Here is a 17,975-nt window from a genome sequence, read left to right as displayed (position 1 = left end):
ATACCATTTATTAAAAGTAAATCTTGATTAAACTAACTGTAAATACATAGTATATTTACGAGATTCTTATAGAAAAAGAATTCTTACTATAATATTGGATTCTTCCTCTGATTTACTTTTTCTTGTTGAATGATCCCTTGTGAAACTAAATATAAAGAAAATAGCAATAATAAATAACTTATCAATGGAAAGAAAAGTATCCATTGATAATAATATATGGTTGAGCGGAACTGTCCAATTAGCCCAGCCCATTCTTTGGTAATCGAAATAAAGACAGGCGGATCCATCCGAATGAAAGTACCGCCAAAAAACAAATTGAAGATCCCTAATTGACCAATCAAATGAAGAACTTGTATTACTTCATTCATAAAAATAATGTACATTTGACTTTTAAGGCTAGGAAGAATATGTTGTTTCGCAATATGTATTTTGTTCCCTCCCAACGATTGGGAAGCAGTAATATATAATTTTTTTTGCAATTCCATTGTTTTGCTGTAGACGTTTTCATAAACACCTATCACACCCAAAATAACCATTAAGGTGCCAACTATAGCACTTAATGTGAGTGGGCTCAAAACTGGCTCAATATTGATCCTGATTAAAATGAAATAAAGAATAATAAAGACTGGAAACCCGCTAAATATATTGATTTTCAACTTAGCACTTTTCGCTGGAAAGTTTAGAGAATTCTGATTTAATGCAACAAAAATACCAAGAGAACCCCCAATTATCACTCTTAATAAAGCTACGATAATTACTGTAAAAATAGTATATTTCGCACCATACAATAGCAGTGTCAGAATATCATACCCCCATTGGTCTGTTCCAAAGAGATGTTCCTTAGAAGGAGGAAATGGAGGAGCGGATAGCGTTCTTCCTTCTTCTGTAGAGTTATATTTTACTTCTGCTAGTTCATCTACTTTATAAGGAGCAAAAATAGGACCAAAGACAGCGATCAGCAAGAAAAAACTGATCATAATGAGGCCAATGATTAACTTTACATTCAATCTACCCATTTATAAAAATCCTCTCTACTAAGAAGATAAAAAGTATAATTGTCAATAGAGTTACAATGTATAATACAAAGAAAGACAAAAGTGTAATCACAACTAAATTATATTGATAACCAAAGTTATTGGGATATTCGAATAGAATTTCAGTCAATCCTCTTGTATTATATAAATACTCAATAATAAAAAGATTGCTAAGTGATATTCCTACAATTTTATACAAATCAGCTTTTAAGAAAGGAAGGACATTGCTAATTACATGGTTTAAATAAATATATCTTTTCGTTAATCCTTTCGCTTTTGCTGTTAAAATATAATCTTCTGTTAAAACCTCATATGTTTTATCATTCAATGTCCGAATCAAATAAAATAATGGCAAGATAGAAAGAGTAAATATCGGTAAAAAGATAGCTGGATCATCCATCGATAATGATGCTACCTTTAATACTTTAACTCCTGTTTTTTTATAAATATATGTAATTAATAATTGAAGTAAGAGCACAAGGATAAAATCAGGAATAATCCCGATAAAACCTAAAGCAGAATAAACCCATTTCTCACTTTTTTTCCAAAACCAAATTCCAAGAATAAAGGATAATATGATAACGATGAGCAATGATATTGATAAATAAAAGTAAGAAGAGAGAAAGAAACTCGAAAGATCACTTAATAAAAATCTCCTTCTGTCCCCTTGCATATAAAAATAAGATTCACCAGTAAATAACCCAATAATGAAATTTGCAATTTCATTAGGAATTTCAAGAGGCTGAAAAATCAACCTCCCGTCCATGTTGTATAGGTATAACGGTAGGGCAGCAAGAAAAAAGAGTAAGATTATGCTAGCAGCTTGAATAACAAAAAATTTTAGATAGCTCATATGCTAATCCCTACCTCAAAAGTTTTAAAATTTCACGAGAGCTGTTTATTCTAAATAACTTAGACACCAGTGCAATTCATTGGCATACACCTAATGGATTTCCGTCAGGGTCATAAAAAGTGAAAAACTTAGTATATCCTTCTCCACCAATCGGATTCACTTTGACACCTTGTTCAAGTAACACTCTGTATGTCACATCAATGTCTCGAGGAATAAAGTTATAGTATTTACCAACACCAAAGTCATTTTCAGGAAATTTCATTGGCTGATGGTTATTCGTTCGCACAAGACATACTACCGTTTGGGACTCTTCCGCAATCTTCATCACGGCAGCCTCTTCCTCAAGATAGATTAATTTAAATCCAAGATTTTCTTCATACCATTTTGATGATAATTTAGGATCCTTGACAGGTATAAATACACCTTCCATCCCTTTCAAAAGTGGTTGATTCATTCCCTTCCCTCCATTAAATATATAATCTATTTTTATTTCGCTTTTTCTACATTAAAATCCTTTTATTTACAGCCGCATTCCACTAATCTACCAAACACTAAGTAAAATTTCGACGATAAATCTTATTACTATAGCCATTCTATCCTTTAACTCCAATCTCCAATTTATCAAAGAGTATTCTTTACTCATTTTAGTAGAAAATTCTAACAAATAATAGGCATTAAAAAAACAGGCAGAAATTTTGTCTGCCTGTTTAAATTCTTAAAATAAGTATGATTCCCCATCATCTGGGACTAAAAACACTCCTTTACTTCTTGTTCATCAATCGCGACCTTTTGTTGAATAACTAAAAAAAGTTCTCAAACTAAAAAACATTTAATTCTTCTTTAATTAACGTCCACGTTAGCATAAGAAGTGAATAGTGTATCAATTTTTAATTAAGTGATTTTTTCTCCCAAATTTCAATCCATCTCCCTTCTGGATCAGAAATCCAAATAAATGTTCCATACTCGCTTTTTTCAGGCTCTTTAAGAAGAGGTATTCCAATTCTGTTGAAATGCTCCATCCAAGCTTCAATTTCTTCTACTTGAAAATTTAACATTACAGATTGTTCTTCAGGAAAATAATCACTTTCTTCATTAAAGAAAGAAAAGATCGTTTCGTTGTCAGCATCTGGTTTGATGACAGTTCCATTCCAATCTCCCATCGAAATTCCTAGTGTTTCTTTATACCAATTTTTTAATGCATCAATATCTTTTGATCTCAAAAAAACTCCACCGAAACCTTTTATTCTCATAGTCTGACCTCCCATTAAATATAATTTAAAAAATATCCTGCCAAGTTAGTTTAACGAATAATCTTTCACAAACACCATACTATCATAACCATAAGGATTCAATTTTTCTTGTTAATCTTCCTCGATTAAATGATTCTTTTTAAAAAAGGCGCGTTCTTAAATATTAAAAATTATTCTAATCTTTATTATGCTCTGTTAAACATTAATGTAGTTTAAATAAAATTAATAATTGATTATGTTGTTTCCAAGTGTAAACAAAAGAGGAATCATTGCTATTAATAGAATTCCTACAACAATTGTAGAAATCAGAACTTCCTTTATCGTAATATGCTTTGACGTTTGTAATTTATAAAGGATGACGGTATTAATAGGTATATTTAATAATAAGGCTGTAACAAGACCCGGAGCATAAGTTTTCAAAAAAATGGTAGCAATCAAATGTGGAAAAATGGCATTAAAAATCATAGAGCCCAAAAATCCAATAAATGCCCATTTTAATAGATTTGCATCAGGAAAACTTAAATAAAGAAAAGTAATTAAATAGGCAAGTGAAGTAATGATAAGTACTGCAAAATGAAATTCATTTGGTGTGACAGGCTTTTGTATAAAAAATCCTATTTGAGACCATTGAGGGAGCCATAATGCTTCTTCTAGATTATGTAATGTGATTGCTAAACAAAAGAAAATAGCATAATAACTTTTCATAATACTACCTCTTTTCCTTTCTTCCCTTAACAGTTAAACTATGAAATCAACTCGTTTTTAAGTAACCGTTTAATGGTTCTAATCTGACCGCGATGGCTAATCTCATCTTCCATCACGTGAAACCAGAGGTAGTAATTATTATAAGGAACACCATTCCCCCAGCAGTTTTCTTCAAATAACCAGATATCCTTTTTCGATTTAAGGAATGTTAAGGTCTTTTCTCTAACTTGAGATAATTCATCTATGTAATAATGAAGGGAATGTTTTTTTATTTTTTCTCTTGCCTTGTCCCCTAATTCTAATCCTCTTTATGATTGACCTCCCCTTAAGTACAATAACTTCAACAAACGAGTTCTTTAATCCTTCATGGAACAACCTTATATTTTACCCTTAAATGTTAAAGGTAAAATTGGAAATCTTCAAACACTTGATTTCCTACATTTATTTATTATTAGAAACAAATAATTCCTACTCTTTTTAATACCTACTCTTTAATTTTGGTTCAAAAAAAGCTACCTATAATGGCAGCTTAGATTCTATGTGTAGCAAGGCTAGCTTAGCTAGCTTAATAAACCGGTCTACTTATCATTATTTAAATCACGATCAAGAAATGATTTTTTGTTCTCTTCGACTCCATACTTTTTTTCGATTAATTGACCAACCACAGACTTGTTAATACCAGTTCTGACTGCTGTTGAAACTACTAAATACAGAATAAATAAGCCAACAATCAAAAGAATAATATTAACCACTAGAACTAAACTAGGTACACCAATATTAGCTAACATATTTTCCCCCCTGCTCTAATGTTAGCCGATTTTTACTATCAGCGGAGAAAATAAATTGAAAATTTTGGTACAACTTTTTACAACTATCTATAGATTTTCAAGTTCAGAGATTACTTTGTTATGCCTGTGCGGTAATTGGATGTTTAAAATACATAGGAAATTCAAGATTGCCAGTGTTCCTAATAAAAAGAACATTTTCGTTTTCAGATTTCTCCTTATGAACGCCAGCAAGATCGGGTGTAAAATGAAATACTGCTTTCGATGTCGTATCTGTACTCAATTGATCTATTATCCTCTCTAGATTTACTTGCTTACTAGAGATCACATCATAAAGATGAAGAGTTGTGCCTTCCGTCTCGTTGATAACAATAGCCGATTCCTGCTCCAGGTAGTACACATCCTCTGCGAAGACCTTCATTGCGTAAAACATATACAGTTCTTCATTCTCTTTCGTTTCGAAATGAGATGAAGGTTGCCTTCTTTTAGTACATTCGTAAATAAAAATTAAATCTCGAATTTTAGGTGGATTACTATTCCTTCTCGGCTGCACTTCTACACTATAAAGCGTTTCATCTGTTCTTTTAAAACCAAATTTCGGGTAAAAGTCCAGAACTGACTCATTGGTAAATAGATACATGATCTCTATATGCTTGTAGTCATTAAGCACTTTTTCCATGAGTTGTATTTCACCATCCATATTCTTCTAATCTAACATCAGACGATAGGAAAGTCTAGGCGGCAGTTGTGTTTTCCCTTGCCATTGTAGGTCTTGTCAAAGAAAATACAGCACATAGTAAGGCGATAATAACAATGACACTTCCAAACCAGGCCGTACTTGAAACGGTGCCGGTTTGGTTTAACACGATTCCGCCAATTGCCGATCCTAGAGAAATCCCGATTTGCAATGCGGAATTATTAAAGCTTTGCTGGATGTCTGACGTTACAGGATCCGTTTGAATCAAATAGCTTTGCTGCGGTGGGGCGAGGCTCCAACTTAATGCAGCCCAAACCATCATCACTGGTATGAATAAGGCAAGTGAGAAAGTCGTAAATGGCAATAAGCTTAAAACGATAGCGAATGCACTGATGACAATGATAATACTTTTATGTGGACCAATCCAATCAGAAAGTGTTCCACCAAATGCTCCTCCACTTACAGCTGCGATTCCAAATACAAAATAGCAAATACTAATCCAATTCGAATTTAAATGAAGATTTGTTTCCAAAAATGGCGTGAAATAAGCATAAAGTGTATAATGTCCGGCAAGCATAAATAAGGTTGCCAGATGAGCACTGCCAAGTTTTGCACTGGCAACTGCTTTTAATTGTTGTGTAAGTGGAATCGTTTTTTCCCCAGGAATACGCTCCAAAAATAGGGAAATCAACACCATTGATCCAATTGATAATACGGCGATTCCAAGGAATATGATACGCCATCCAAATGTATTTGAAATTAAGATACCTAATGGTACACCAAGCACAAGTGACGAACTAATTCCCATATAAATAAGCCCAAGAGCCTTTGCACGGTGAGCTGGAGCAACAACTTTCGCTGCAATCGTTAGAGAAAGTACAACGATTAATGCAGTACTTGTTGCGGTTAGCACCCTTGCGATCATCATAAAGGTAAAATTAGGACTGAAATATGTTAGTACATTACCAAGGAAAAAGATAAATAAAGAAGTTAGATATAGTTTCTTACGCTCTACTTTACTCGTTAATACAAGCAGAACAGGTCCGGCAATAGCATATATTAGAGCAAACACGGTAATCAGCTGTCCGGCAGCGCTTATTGAAATGTTAAAATCATCAGCGATCGTCGGCAAGATCCCGCCTACGACTAATTCAACCAACCCAACTGCAACAGTGGATAAGGCTAAAATAAAGATTTTCAAATTCATAATCTATTACTCATCCTTTCTAATGGAATCTAAAAGAAATAGGCTTGAAGGTCTTTTTTAGAAAACAAAAAAATCCAGATTACAAAAAATGATTCATTCATTTTCTGTAATCAGGATTTTTAAGGTTCCTGGTAGAGACCCTCAAGCCATATTCTTGAGGTTATACAGGTTATATTATATTAATTGTGATCACTTTGTACATATTACTACGCATCCTTCTATTTTTCAAGTAAAACATTCTTTCTACACCAAATTCAGTATATATACTACTCTCGATTATTCAAAAATAAATTTTTGCTTATCATAATCGGTTACGTAATCAAGAATTTACTGATACAATATTCCCAACATTCGAAATACCGACTGGAGGAGATTAAATTGTTCACTCTTTCTACGTTAAGTACATTCATAGTTATTGTTATTGGTTTATTTTTAATACCCGGTCCAGCCGTTATACTTATCGCCACTCGTACAGCACAAAGTGGCCGTAAAGCAGGAATTATTGCAGGTCTTGGAATCGCCACTGGGGATATTATTCATACACTATTTGCTGCAATTGGACTCTCAGCCATATTGATGACTTCATCACTTGCTTTTAATTTCGTAAAAATTATTGGAGCAGTCTACTTAATTTACCTAGGGTTAAGGGCGATTTTAGAAAAGCCAACAGATCTTCAATTACCAAATGACTCTCAGAAGAAAACGTCAAATACTTATAGCCAAGCAATCTTCATAGAAGTTTTAAATCCAAAGACAGCACTATTTTTTCTGTCATTCTTGCCGCAATTTGTTCATCCGGAGCAAGGCTCATCTTTTCTACAGTTTTTGATTCTTGGATTGATCTTCGTACTATTAGGAGCAATTTACACAACGATAGTAGCAATGAGTATACAGCTTTTAAGTCGCTTAGTTAAGCGAATATCCTGGATTGGCCATTGGAGCAGCAGGATTGTAGGAGTCATCTATATTAGTCTTGGTCTAAAAGTCGCGTTTCAGAGCCGATAGTCAGGAGAAATTACAACATAAAAGGCTGTCCATAGATTCCTTCTTGGAACAGCCTTGGACTGATATTATTTTATGTCATATTAATCTCAGAATCTATATGCTTCCCTTTTCTTATCTTCATTATCCAGGAATAAAGAATGGATAAAGCCTAAGTACCCTGTTAGAGGATAAACAGTACTGACTAATGTAATAAAGCCGATGAAGCTGGCACCGAAACCAGCAAAAACAAATACAGTAACGAATAAATTGAACTTTTGGCTTTCTCTCTTTACAAATCTTGCGGTGAATGCATATAACATGCCAACTGCCGTATTATAGATTTTTCCTAATTATAAAATGAACATTAACATACCAAAGACTGGAGAAATCTCATTAGCTAGAGCCAGGATCGGCAGAGTATTCCTCTCTATCCTTCTCTTTGATATTAAGAATACGTCTTCTCAAAAACAGTAAATTGCTTAATCGTTTCCAAATTGGGGTCATAACCGATACCAGGCATTTCCGGTATTGTAATCATTCCGTTTTCGACCACAACTTCTGGTTCAATTATATCCTTTTCCCAATATCTTGAGGATGCTGCTGTATCACCTGGCATGATAAAGTTAGAAAGAGTAGTTAAAGCAATATTATGGGCACGTCCGATACCAGCCTCAAGCATCCCGCCGCACCATACCGGTATACCAAGTTCTTGACAAAGATCATGAATTCTCTTTGCCTCTGTTAACCCACCAACTCGGCCAATTTTTATATTGATAATTTTGCAGCTGCCTAATTCAATTGCTTTTCTGGCATCTTCATAGGAATGAATGCTTTCATCTAAACATATCGGCGTACTGATTTCTCTTTGCAGGACAGCATGGTTTATAATATCATCCGAGGCTAACGGCTGTTCAATCATCATAAGATCAAATTCATCCAGTTGTTTTAATAAAGAAATGTCCTTCAGTCGGTAAGCAGAATTAGCATCAGCCATAAGAGGAACCTTTGGAAAGTGCTTTCTGACCTCTCTCATAACCTCTACGTCCCAGCCTGGCTTGATCTTCACCTTCATTCGCTTGTAGCCTTCATTTACATATTCTTCAATAAGACTCAGCAAGTCATCGAACGTATTTTGTATGCCAATGCTAATCCCAACGTCAATTTGGCTTTTCGATCCTCCGAGTGCTTTTGCAAGGGGAATCCCCTTTTGCTTGGCATATAATTCCCAGACAGCCCCTTCAAATGTGGATTTTGCCATATTGTTTTTCCGTATGGTTGAAAGCATGCCTGACACATCGTCAGGGTGTGAGATTTCTTTATTTAATAGATGGGGAATAATAAAGTCTTCAAGCATATGCCAATTCGTTTTTAACGTTTCTTCATTATACCAAGGGGAATGGAAGGCTACAGATTCCCCCCATCCGCTTAGACCGTTTTCATCCTTCGCTTCTAGTAAAAGAAATTCTTTATCCTGGAATGTTCCAAAGCTTGTTGTAAACGGGGATTTCATTCTCATTTTCATCTGACGTAAAACAACTTCTGTCACTTTCACCATCATAACCACCTTTATCCATTATTAAAATTTGAGTTTCTCTCTTGGAACCAATACATAATAATGGACTAGTTCCTTTTTTTCTTTCAATAAACTAACCATCGCATAATCTTTAGCAAATAGTAATGGCAAAACTTTTCTTATCGTTAAGCGCCAATTCAAAGCAAGCTGATGATTCTGCTTTTTAATTGTTTGAAAATTTGCCGGGATGGGGACGAGGATCGGTTCGTCTCTACTCTCAGGAATTAACTCTATATCTTCACATGGTACAAGTTCCGGAAAACCCTCCTCTGTCTTTCGCCACTGAAAAGGGCTATGCTTTTTCCTATATTCAATGACATTTGGTTCTTTAACATGTGAGCTAGTAATCCACCATTCTACCTTTAATCGATCCGATGGAAGTCCGTTATTCAAGTTATCTTCCATCTCCCCGTAACAATTTTCAACATAAGTGGAACAAATAGCATGTAATTTAGATAGATTTAAATAAGCATTTCTACTTTCAAGCGGATCAAATGTCCAAGTAATTAAGTCATACCCAAGCTCTGATGCAAATCTTTTTTGGTTCTCTTTTAACAGAGCGCCAATTCCTTTATCTCGATGCTTCGGATCAATGCCAAGCATATGCGAACATAAATATCCTTTGCCTTTTTGAAATCCTGCAAAACCATAGCTGAAACCAATCAGCTCATTTTCTAGAAATGCACCAAGCAGCAGACCGCCATTTTGCGAAGCCGTGATGGTTTGATGAACCGGAAGTGGATCCATATTCCAAATCTCACGCTCCAATTTTTGAATAAGATTCATATCAGCTGCTGTTTTTAAAATCCTAATCTCAATTTCCGAATTCACCGTGACTCCTCCATTCGATTTTCACGATTTTCTTCCAAAGTGAGTATGAGCGTTTTTGCCAGTATTTCCATTCCAGCGTATATGGCTTCTATATTAAAGGTCATTTTGGGATGATGAAGGCCTGGCTGTAAATCACACCCCAAGCCAAGCATGGTTGCTTTTATATGAGGTTTCTTTAATGTGTAAAAATGGAAATCTTCGCCCCCGCTCGAAATAATCGGAGGGGTCAAATGTTCTTCTCCGAGCACCTCGGTGATGGCTTTTTCCATAAAACTAACTGCTTCCAGATTAACGTGTGCTGCTGCAACGTTTGCTCCCGTCTCTAATGTAATTGTTACTCCATATAATTTTGCTAAGGATTCTGTTATATTTAAGATTTTTTCAGTCAATTCATTGATTACTTCATTCGTTTGCGCACGTAAATCTAGGCTAAAAGCTGCCTTTCCTGGAATAATATTCCCAGAGTCACTACCTGCATGAAATTTCGTCATTTTCGCTGAGTGAGGCACCATTGGATCTAAATGGATATTATTTATTTCATGAATAAGTGAAGCACCAATTTCAATCGCATTCTGACCAAGGTGGGGACGTGCTCCATGTGCGTCCTCCCCAATGATTTCTCCTGTCAAAAATCTAGCTGCCCCATGATAAATAGCCGCAGAGGCATACCCATTATGAAGCTCTTGAATCGGTCTAAGATGGACACTGTATAAATAATCCACATCATCTACTACACCTAGGTCGATCATCTTCAATGCGCCGGTGCCTTTTTCTTCAGCTGGCTGAAAGATAAATTTAAGTTTCCCATTTGCTGGAAAACCGATTTTTTGAAGAAGGAGAATTGCACCCATCCCCATTGTCATATGGGCATCATGACCACAGGAATGTATCGCCTGAAATTTACCGTCCACTTCCTGCCATAGTGCATCCATATCTGCCCTTAATGCCACACAAGGGCTGCCTTCCCCCACTTCTGCAACAAGTCCTGGACAATCTGCGAAAGTTTGTACTTGAAAGCCTTTTTCTTCTAAAAAACTCTTTAAATGCTCCGTTGTCTTATATTCCTTCCAGCTAAGTTCAGGATTTTGATGTAAGTGTGTAAATAGTTCGTTCATTTCCGGTTTTAGTAGTTGTACATATTCTTTCAATCTAACTTCCCCCTGACTTAATAAAAAAGTGGCAACATCTCGTTTTTCATAATAATCTTTTCTTTTTTCACCCCGAAACGCAGTTTGTACTTTATATTTTAATTTTATGAAGTTTTTACTTCGTTTATAAAAACCTAACATATTTTCACCATTAATACAATGACTATTCTGAAAATTAACCGACTATTATTGTTTTAAAATAGTGGAGTTCATTATGCAAGGGTTCTCTTTCACTCTAGTAAAGTAAAACCAGTATTTGTCGAAACAAAAGCGTCTGTATATCGTCCATCGTGAACGCATGAAAATTTATTTACCTCTCGGAAGCAGGAAAATAACAGCCTATTCGCATCATGGAACCAGAAGAATTCATGAGTGAGCTTTCCTACTTTTCCTAAAATAAATTCGATTCCCCTTAAGCAAAAAGACCTTGCCTCCTCCTAAATCAACCTTCCACACCCAATTTCTATTTTTCTGTAAAAAAAGTTTTCAATTTAGTTCCATTTATGTTATAGTTGATTACACAAGTAATCAACCGATCAACAATAAATGAAAAGAAGGAGAGAAATGTGAAGTCTACTTTTGATGATTCAAAACCAATTTTCCAGCAAATTGCAGATATGATTGCTGATGATATCGTTGATGGACAGTTAAAAGAAGGAGATCAAGTCGTTTCGACAACTGAGCTTTCAAAGTTCTATCAGATCAATCGAGCAACTGCACAAAAAGGTTTAGCGATTCTTGTTGATGCTGGCCTTGTATTTAAACAAAGGGGTGTTGGTATGTTTGTTGCAGAAGGTGCCAAAAAGATGTTGCTTGCTAAACGCAAACAGGATTTTTATAAGCAGTATATTCAGCCAATGTTAGATGAAGCTAAGCGGATTCATTTAACGGAAGAGGAGATTATTCATTTTATTAAGGAGGACTCAAATGATTAATGTAAAGGATTTATCATTTTCATATGGGCATACACCTGCGCTAACAAATGTCAATTTACTTGAGGAAGAACCAATCATTGTCGGCTTATGGGGCAGAAATGGTGCAGGGAAAACAACGTTAATGAAATTGCTTTCCGGACAAGAAAAACCTGATACAGGCCAAATACTCGTGAAAAATCTTTCACCTTATAATAATAGCGACGGCATGAAATATATTAGCTATTTGCAAGAAAATCACCCCTTTTCTGAGTTTTGGAACGTGAACGATGCACTTCGGTTCGCTTCGTATTTCAATGAGAACTGGGATCAAGATTTAGCAGAAGAGCTCGTTGAAAGGTTCGAATTGCCAAGAAGAAAAAAAATAAAAAGTTTTTCGAAAGGGATGCAGACGATGACAACGATGGTGATTGGATTAGCAAGTAAGTCCCCCATTACAATCATGGATGAACCGACGAATGGTCTCGATGCATATATGAGAAAGGTTTTTTACGATGCCCTGCTTGATACGCATGAAGAGCATCCACGTTTATTTATTTTATCTTCCCACCATATTGATGAAATAGAACCGATTTGTGAAAAAATTGCTATTGTAGATAAACAAACGATTACCCATTATGATGAGACAGAGCATATGAAAATGCTCGGAATCTTATTAACTGGTGATGCCTCTTCAATTGAACCTCTAACCGCTCGAAGCAGAATCCTAGAACAGCGCAAATTAGGCAATCAGCTAAGTGTCATGTTAGATGAACCGTTCAATGAGGAATGGATTTCAACGGCAGCCCAGATGAATATCAATATTGAGAAAGCACCTCTACAGGACTATCTAGTTAATATTACAAAGAGAAATAAGGAGGCAAAACGTAAATGAATACATTTAAAGGACCATTTCGTGTCATTTTCGAAGATTTGCGTATCCAATTTTATATTTTGACTGGGGCCACCGTGGTCCTATCCATTGTCTATCTAATTATAGGCAAGATATTGTCATCACACGATACTTTTACAATTGGCGCAAGCTTTGGACCTTATTATAGCTTGTATATATACTACCCTTTCTTAGCTTATACAAAAGCATATAAATACACGCTTTCTTTAGGCGGTACGAGAAAACAGTTTTTACTCAGCACTATTGCAAACATTGGATTATTTCTACTAATGACCACATTCATCTTAAATTTTTTCTATTACCTTACTGATTATTTATCTAATCAGGGGATTATATCGACTTCATTAATTCATATGGGCGATTTAGTTAATGGCGGTAGTCCCCTTCTTTATCCTTGGATCGATTTATTATGGGGGATCATTCTTTTCGGTATCGGATTATTTGTTAGCAGCTTCTGGTTCTACTTTGGTACAGTACGAACAATGATCGGTGCAACATTTCTTCTCGTCCTTGCCATCTCCTATATAGCTTTAGGGGAAATTATCCCATTCATCGAATTCGTGAATAACGAGCATCTTGCGTTTGTTCATATTTTAGCTGGCATTTCTTGTCTTCTGATTGTCTTATCCTATTTTATAATGAGAAACGGCCCACTTGAAAGATGCACAAAACTAAATTTTAGTATTTAAATTAAACAAAAAAAGAAAAGGCACCATATGATGTCTTTTCTTTTTGCTTACGACGAATTCCTAAATATCCATTTCCAATACAACAGGGCAGTGGTCACTCCCCATGACTTCACTGTGAATTTCAGCCGCTTGTATCGAATTTTTTAATCGTTCAGAAACGATGAAATAATCAATCCGCCAGCCGATATTCCTCTCTCTTACTTTCATCATATAGGACCACCAAGTATAAGCACCTTCAGCATCAGGATAAACATATCTGAAAGAATCAACAAAACCAGAATTCAGTAGTGTCGTCATTTTCTCCCGTTCTTCTGTTGTAAATCCAGAATTTCCATGATTAGATTTTGCATTTTTTAAATCTATCTCATTATGAGCGACATTTAAATCCCCGCAATATACAACTGGTTTTAATTGATCAAGCTCTTGAAGATATGTTCGAAGCTCTTCTTCCCATTCCAATCGATAAGAGAGTCGGGCTAGATCCCTCTGCGAATTCGGTGTATACACATTAACTAGGTAAAAGTCTTCAAACTCAAGCGTAATAATTCTGCCTTCATTTTCACTCTCTATTTCCCCTACTCCATACTTAACAGAAATTGGTTTTTTCTTCGTAAAAACAGCCGTTCCTGAATATCCTTTTTTCAACGCATAATTCCAAAATTGATGATACCCTTCTAGCTCTAACACGATCTGCCCTTCCTGCAGCTTTGACTCCTGAATACAGAAAATATCTGCATCAATTTTATTAAAATAATCTAAAAAGCCCTTCTTCACGCAGGCTCTAAGTCCATTAACATTCCATGAAACAAATTTCATTGTTGAAATACTCCTTATAAAAAATCTATTAGAATACTAGATTAACATGAATCGCTCTTTCATGCATAATATTGATATTCGCAGTAGATTAAAGAATACTTTATAAAGCGAAGTTTTTTTGAAAATCGTTTATAGTTAAAAAAAGGAGGAATTTACATGGCAGAACATCTATTTCATTTAAAGGCTCATTGGCCTGGTTTGCGCAATGATGTTGGTGATATTGAATCAGGACAATTGAAAACAAAGGTTTCCATCCCACCTGAAATGGATGGACCGGGAATAGGAACAAATCCAGATGAAATGCTGCTTGGAGCTGCAGCGACTTGTTACATCATTACGTTAGCTGCAATGATGGAGCGAAGCAAACTGGAAAAAGTTGATTTAACGATGGAGTCGGTTGGTGTTGTTGATGTGACTAAAGGCATTATTACCTATAAAAAAATTATTCACCGTCCAGTCATTGTTCTTAAAAAAGATGCGACTGACGAGGACTCTGAGCTTGCGCTAAAGCTTGCTCAGAAAGCTGAAACTTCATGTATGATTTCACGTGCATTAAAAGGAAATGTAGAGATCGAACTAGAAGCAGCTATTTTGAAGAACTAGTTCTTAGACAAACATCATTTTGTATCCTCGACAATATGCTAACTGTATAACATCAATGGTGGTGATTAAATGGCAGTTGTCGCACATAAACAAGCAGATATTGATTTGTTAGCAAGATTGCTTCGGGCTGAGGCTGAAGGTGAAGGAGTTCAAGGGATGATGCTTGTTGGCGCAGTAGGAATAAACAGAATACGAGCAAATTGTTCTGATTTCAAAGGTTTAAGGACGATTCCAGATATGGTCTATCAGCCACATGCATTTGAAGCAGTTCAAAAAGGATATTTTTATCAAAGACCAAGGGAAAGTGAGAGACGTTTAGCTCGTCGTGCAGTAAGAGGAGAAAGGCCTTGGCCAGCAAAATATGCTTTATGGTATTTCCGTCCTCCCGGGGATTGTCCACCTACTTGGTACAACCAACCACTCGTTGGTCGATTTAAACTGCATTGTTTTTACGAGCCATTAGCTGTTGAATGTGAAAATGTCTATAATACATTTTAAACATCTTTGCTTATTCCGACTGTGGAGTAAGCATTTTTTTATTTTATGTGTATTATATGGGTAAAACGGTTATAAGTATGAAAAGCGTCTATAAACACAAACTACAAATAGTATTGAATAGAAAGGAGCTTATCATGCAGAAAGGAAATTTCCAGTTAACATTACAAACATCCAGCCTTGTTCTTGGCTTTATGGTCTGGGTCATTCTCTCATCTTTAATGCCCTACATTTCTGCTGATATTACACTTACAGCCAATCAAATGACCTTAGTAACAGCTACACCTGTTATTCTGGGATCACTCCTTCGAATACCAATTGGATTCTGGACAAACAGATATGGAGCAAGAATAATCTTTACGATTAGTTTTATCATCCTTATCTTGCCTGTCATTATCATTAGTTTAGCCAATTCATTTTTCATGTTGATTCTTGGCGGTTTGCTCGTCGGAATTGGAGGTGCCGTCTTTTCAGTAGGAGTCACCTCTCTTCCTAAATATTATCCGAAGGAAAAGCACGGCTTTGTAAATGGTATTTATGGGGCGGGTAATATTGGGACGGCTCTAACATCGTTTTTAGCACCCGTTCTTGCTGATTCATTTGGCTGGAGATTAACGATTCAATTTTATATCATCTTATTAATTTTAGTGGCACTATTAAACTTCACACTTGGCGACCGCAAAGAGAAAAAAGTTCATGCTGTTTTTTCACAGCAATTTAAAAGTGTATATAAAAATCCAAAGCTTTGGCTGCTTAGCCTATTTTATTTCATTACATTTGGATCATTTGTTGCGTTTACGATTTACCTTCCAAACTTTCTAGTTAACCATTTTGGATTAGAGAAAGTGGATGCAGGCTTTAGAACAGCAGGTTTTATCGCTCTAGCAACTTTTCTCCGTCCTATTGGGGGATGGTTAGGTGACAAGTTTAATTCCTTTTTAATTTTAGTAGTTGTCTTTTCTGGCCTTACCTTTGCTGGATTCTTATTATCCTTTACACCCTCCCTTCCCATTTACACAGTTGGCTGCTTGGCAGTAGCTATTTGTGCTGGTATAGGAAATGGAGTTATTTTCAAGCTTGTCCCGCTTTATTTTTCAAAGCAAGCAGGTATTGTCAATGGAATCGTATCTGCAATGGGTGGACTAGGAGGCTTCTTCCCTCCAATCATTTTAACCATTTTGCACAATTGGACTGGTCACTATGCCATTGGGTTCATGTCCCTATCTGAATTTGCATTAGCAAGTACAATTCTTGTTGTTTGGCTTTATTACCAAGACAAATTGAGTCTTGCCAATCAAATTGTGGAAAGCACTGGTCAAGGAATAATGGTCACTGATTTAAATGGTATTATTCAGCAGGTTAATCCAGCTTTTACAAAAGTGACTGGTTTCACACTGGATGAAGCTGTCGGCAAAACACCAAATATCTTGCATTCGGGTAAGCATGATAAGGAATTTTACAAACATATGTGGAAAGAAATTGATGAATTTGGGTATTGGCAAGGAGAAATCTGGAACAAACGAAAAAATGGCGAAACCTATTTAGAATGGCTAACGATCAGTACACTTAAGGACGATTCCGGTCATCCAAAAAAGCATGTGGCTATGTTTAGTGATATTACCAATCAATAAAAATGCTTAATCAATCTATGATGACACGATAAATTTTAAGAAATGCTCGATAAAACTTCGCAGTTGCTCTCAATTTAATAAAAAGCATTAAAAAAAATCACTTTCCAAAACGGAAAGTGATTTTTTTACGGACGGCTGTTCTTATATCCGTCACGTGCCCGATACTGCTGTGGTGCACGAGCAGGATAACGGCCCGGAAAACTAAACATATGGATCAGCTGTGTAAAAGGAATAGCTGCAAATAAGATGAATGACGATAACACATGTAATTGGAACAATAATGGTACTCCAGTCATCAGCTCATACTCAGGCTGGAGGGTAAATAGGCTTCTGAACCAAGGACCAATTGTTACCCGATATTCATATGCCACAACCGTCGTATTATAAACAAGAGTCATATACGTACCTAAACCAGCAACGACAATTAGCCAGATTACTGTAAAATAGTCAGCAAATGATGCATGCACTTTCACTCTTGGGTTTGAAAACTTACGAATCAGCAGGATAATCAAACCAATAACAACCATTAGACCCGCAATTCCTCCACCTGCAATTGCTCCAAAATGATAAAGATGGTCAGTCACACCAATTGACTCATAAAATTCAATCGGGATCAAAACTCCCATTACATGCCCTATAAAGGCTAAGAGTATTCCCCAATGAAAAAGCAATGAACCGATCCTTAACCATTTTTTTTCAAAAATTTCTGTAGATGGTGCATGCCAGCTTGTCCCGCGAAAGACAAAGCGATAAACAGAAGCAACGACTAAAATCGTACCGACAATATAAGGAAAAATCCCCCACCAAAAAAATCCCATGTCTGTCCTCCTTAATAGATTTCATTCATATG

At 35.8% G+C, this 17,975-nt stretch carries 20 protein-coding genes, 1 pseudogene and 1 riboswitch; of the genes and pseudogenes, 7 read left to right on the top strand and 14 right to left on the bottom strand.

The features are described from left to right. Window positions 1-86 precede the first annotated feature (86 nt). The 9 genes and pseudogenes from FI644_RS21055 to FI644_RS21015 form a co-directional block, all read right to left on the bottom strand. Complete coding sequence (locus FI644_RS21055) at window positions 87-1,016, bottom strand: ABC transporter permease (RefSeq protein WP_053476283.1); 930 nt, start codon at window positions 1,014-1,016, stop codon at window positions 87-89. Next, window positions 1,009-1,788 carry an ABC transporter permease subunit gene (locus FI644_RS21050; protein ID WP_245637791.1) on the bottom strand — a complete coding sequence of 260 codons (780 nt, stop codon included), beginning with the start codon at window positions 1,786-1,788 and terminating at the stop codon, window positions 1,009-1,011. Before FI644_RS21050 ends, FI644_RS21055 begins: the two co-directional genes overlap by 8 nt. Before the next feature lie 175 nt (window positions 1,789-1,963). Then, the gene (locus tag FI644_RS21045) at window positions 1,964-2,341 is read right to left on the bottom strand and encodes a VOC family protein (protein WP_056684945.1); all 378 of its coding nucleotides are present in this window, start codon (window positions 2,339-2,341) and stop codon (window positions 1,964-1,966) included. Between the two features lie 433 nt (window positions 2,342-2,774). Then, complete coding sequence (locus FI644_RS21040; RefSeq protein ID WP_142108802.1) at window positions 2,775-3,137, bottom strand: VOC family protein; 363 nt, start codon at window positions 3,135-3,137, stop codon at window positions 2,775-2,777. 222 nt (window positions 3,138-3,359) lie between these two features. Then, complete coding sequence (locus FI644_RS21035; protein ID WP_053476287.1) at window positions 3,360-3,842, bottom strand: HXXEE domain-containing protein; 483 nt, start codon at window positions 3,840-3,842, stop codon at window positions 3,360-3,362. A 38-nt stretch (window positions 3,843-3,880) separates the two neighbouring features. Then, a pseudogene (locus FI644_RS21030) lies at window positions 3,881-4,144 on the bottom strand (DinB family protein); the annotation flags it as partial. Window positions 4,145-4,420: 276 nt separating this feature from the next. Then, window positions 4,421-4,630, bottom strand: coding sequence for a hypothetical protein (locus FI644_RS21025; protein WP_056684951.1), 210 nt, complete (start codon window positions 4,628-4,630; stop codon window positions 4,421-4,423). Window positions 4,631-4,748: 118 nt separating this feature from the next. Next, on the bottom strand, window positions 4,749-5,306 hold the full coding sequence (locus FI644_RS21020; protein WP_053476289.1) for a hypothetical protein: 558 nt from the start codon (window positions 5,304-5,306) through the stop codon (window positions 4,749-4,751). 55 nt (window positions 5,307-5,361) lie between these two features. Beyond that, the gene (locus FI644_RS21015; RefSeq protein ID WP_142108801.1) at window positions 5,362-6,531 is read right to left on the bottom strand and encodes an MFS transporter; all 1,170 of its coding nucleotides are present in this window, start codon (window positions 6,529-6,531) and stop codon (window positions 5,362-5,364) included. An 87-nt stretch (window positions 6,532-6,618) separates the two neighbouring features. Further along, window positions 6,619-6,719: riboswitch (purine riboswitch) on the bottom strand. A gap of 190 nt (window positions 6,720-6,909) precedes the next feature. Here FI644_RS21015 and FI644_RS21010 point away from each other — a divergent pair. Continuing rightward, window positions 6,910-7,536: a LysE family translocator gene (locus tag FI644_RS21010; RefSeq protein ID WP_056684954.1), complete on the top strand. Its 627-nt coding sequence runs from the start codon at window positions 6,910-6,912 to the stop codon at window positions 7,534-7,536. A gap of 424 nt (window positions 7,537-7,960) precedes the next feature. Here FI644_RS21010 and menC read toward each other — a convergent pair whose 3' ends face one another. Genes menC through FI644_RS20990 form a run of 3 tightly spaced genes read right to left on the bottom strand, consistent with a single transcriptional unit; the run spans window position 7,961 to window position 11,067 of the window. Next, entirely contained in the window at window positions 7,961-9,067 is a 1,107-nt protein-coding gene (gene menC / locus FI644_RS21000) for an o-succinylbenzoate synthase (RefSeq protein ID WP_056687201.1), read from the bottom strand. Window positions 9,068-9,091: 24 nt separating this feature from the next. Beyond that, entirely contained in the window at window positions 9,092-9,919 is an 828-nt protein-coding gene (locus FI644_RS20995; RefSeq protein WP_231690082.1) for a GNAT family N-acetyltransferase, read from the bottom strand. Continuing rightward, complete coding sequence (locus tag FI644_RS20990) at window positions 9,916-11,067, bottom strand: M20 peptidase aminoacylase family protein (protein WP_053477549.1); 1,152 nt, start codon at window positions 11,065-11,067, stop codon at window positions 9,916-9,918. Before FI644_RS20990 ends, FI644_RS20995 begins: the two co-directional genes overlap by 4 nt. Window positions 11,068-11,633: 566 nt before the next feature. Here FI644_RS20990 and FI644_RS20985 point away from each other — a divergent pair. The 3 genes from FI644_RS20985 to FI644_RS20975 are packed head-to-tail and all read left to right on the top strand — an operon-like array spanning window position 11,634 to window position 13,580. After that, window positions 11,634-12,002, top strand: a complete 369-nt coding sequence (locus tag FI644_RS20985) for a GntR family transcriptional regulator (protein ID WP_053476293.1) — start codon at window positions 11,634-11,636, stop codon at window positions 12,000-12,002. Further along, the gene (locus tag FI644_RS20980; RefSeq protein ID WP_053476294.1) at window positions 11,995-12,873 is read left to right on the top strand and encodes an ATP-binding cassette domain-containing protein; all 879 of its coding nucleotides are present in this window, start codon (window positions 11,995-11,997) and stop codon (window positions 12,871-12,873) included. The genes FI644_RS20985 and FI644_RS20980 overlap by 8 nt, the downstream gene beginning before the upstream one ends. After that, window positions 12,870-13,580, top strand: coding sequence for a hypothetical protein (locus tag FI644_RS20975; protein WP_142108800.1), 711 nt, complete (start codon window positions 12,870-12,872; stop codon window positions 13,578-13,580). Before FI644_RS20980 ends, FI644_RS20975 begins: the two co-directional genes overlap by 4 nt. A 60-nt stretch (window positions 13,581-13,640) precedes the next feature. On the opposite strand, the gene FI644_RS20970 is transcribed toward FI644_RS20975, so the two are convergent. Beyond that, complete coding sequence (locus tag FI644_RS20970; RefSeq protein WP_053476296.1) at window positions 13,641-14,396, bottom strand: exodeoxyribonuclease III; 756 nt, start codon at window positions 14,394-14,396, stop codon at window positions 13,641-13,643. Window positions 14,397-14,552: 156 nt separating this feature from the next. Between FI644_RS20970 and FI644_RS20965 the strand changes: the two genes are divergently transcribed. The 3 genes from FI644_RS20965 to FI644_RS20955 all read left to right on the top strand — a co-directional run bounded on the left by FI644_RS20965 (window position 14,553) and on the right by FI644_RS20955 (window position 17,125). Further along, window positions 14,553-14,999: an OsmC family protein gene (locus FI644_RS20965; RefSeq protein ID WP_053476297.1), complete on the top strand. Its 447-nt coding sequence runs from the start codon at window positions 14,553-14,555 to the stop codon at window positions 14,997-14,999. A gap of 69 nt (window positions 15,000-15,068) precedes the next feature. After that, window positions 15,069-15,497 carry a cell wall hydrolase gene (locus FI644_RS20960; RefSeq protein ID WP_053476298.1) on the top strand — a complete coding sequence of 143 codons (429 nt, stop codon included), beginning with the start codon at window positions 15,069-15,071 and terminating at the stop codon, window positions 15,495-15,497. A gap of 134 nt (window positions 15,498-15,631) precedes the next feature. Then, window positions 15,632-17,125: a nitrate/nitrite transporter gene (locus FI644_RS20955; RefSeq protein WP_053476299.1), complete on the top strand. Its 1,494-nt coding sequence runs from the start codon at window positions 15,632-15,634 to the stop codon at window positions 17,123-17,125. 125 nt (window positions 17,126-17,250) lie between these two features. On the opposite strand, the gene narI is transcribed toward FI644_RS20955, so the two are convergent. Next, a complete protein-coding gene (narI, locus tag FI644_RS20950) occupies window positions 17,251-17,943 on the bottom strand; it encodes a respiratory nitrate reductase subunit gamma (RefSeq protein WP_053476300.1) in 693 nt (230 codons plus the stop codon). Window positions 17,944-17,975: the final 32 nt, after the last annotated feature.

This window comes from Cytobacillus solani, from assembly GCF_006704205.1.
Taxonomy (GTDB): domain Bacteria; phylum Bacillota; class Bacilli; order Bacillales; family Cytobacillaceae; genus Cytobacillus; species Cytobacillus solani.
The sequence above is the reverse complement of the archived record's forward strand: the minus strand, read 5'-3'. Positions and strand labels throughout refer to the sequence as shown.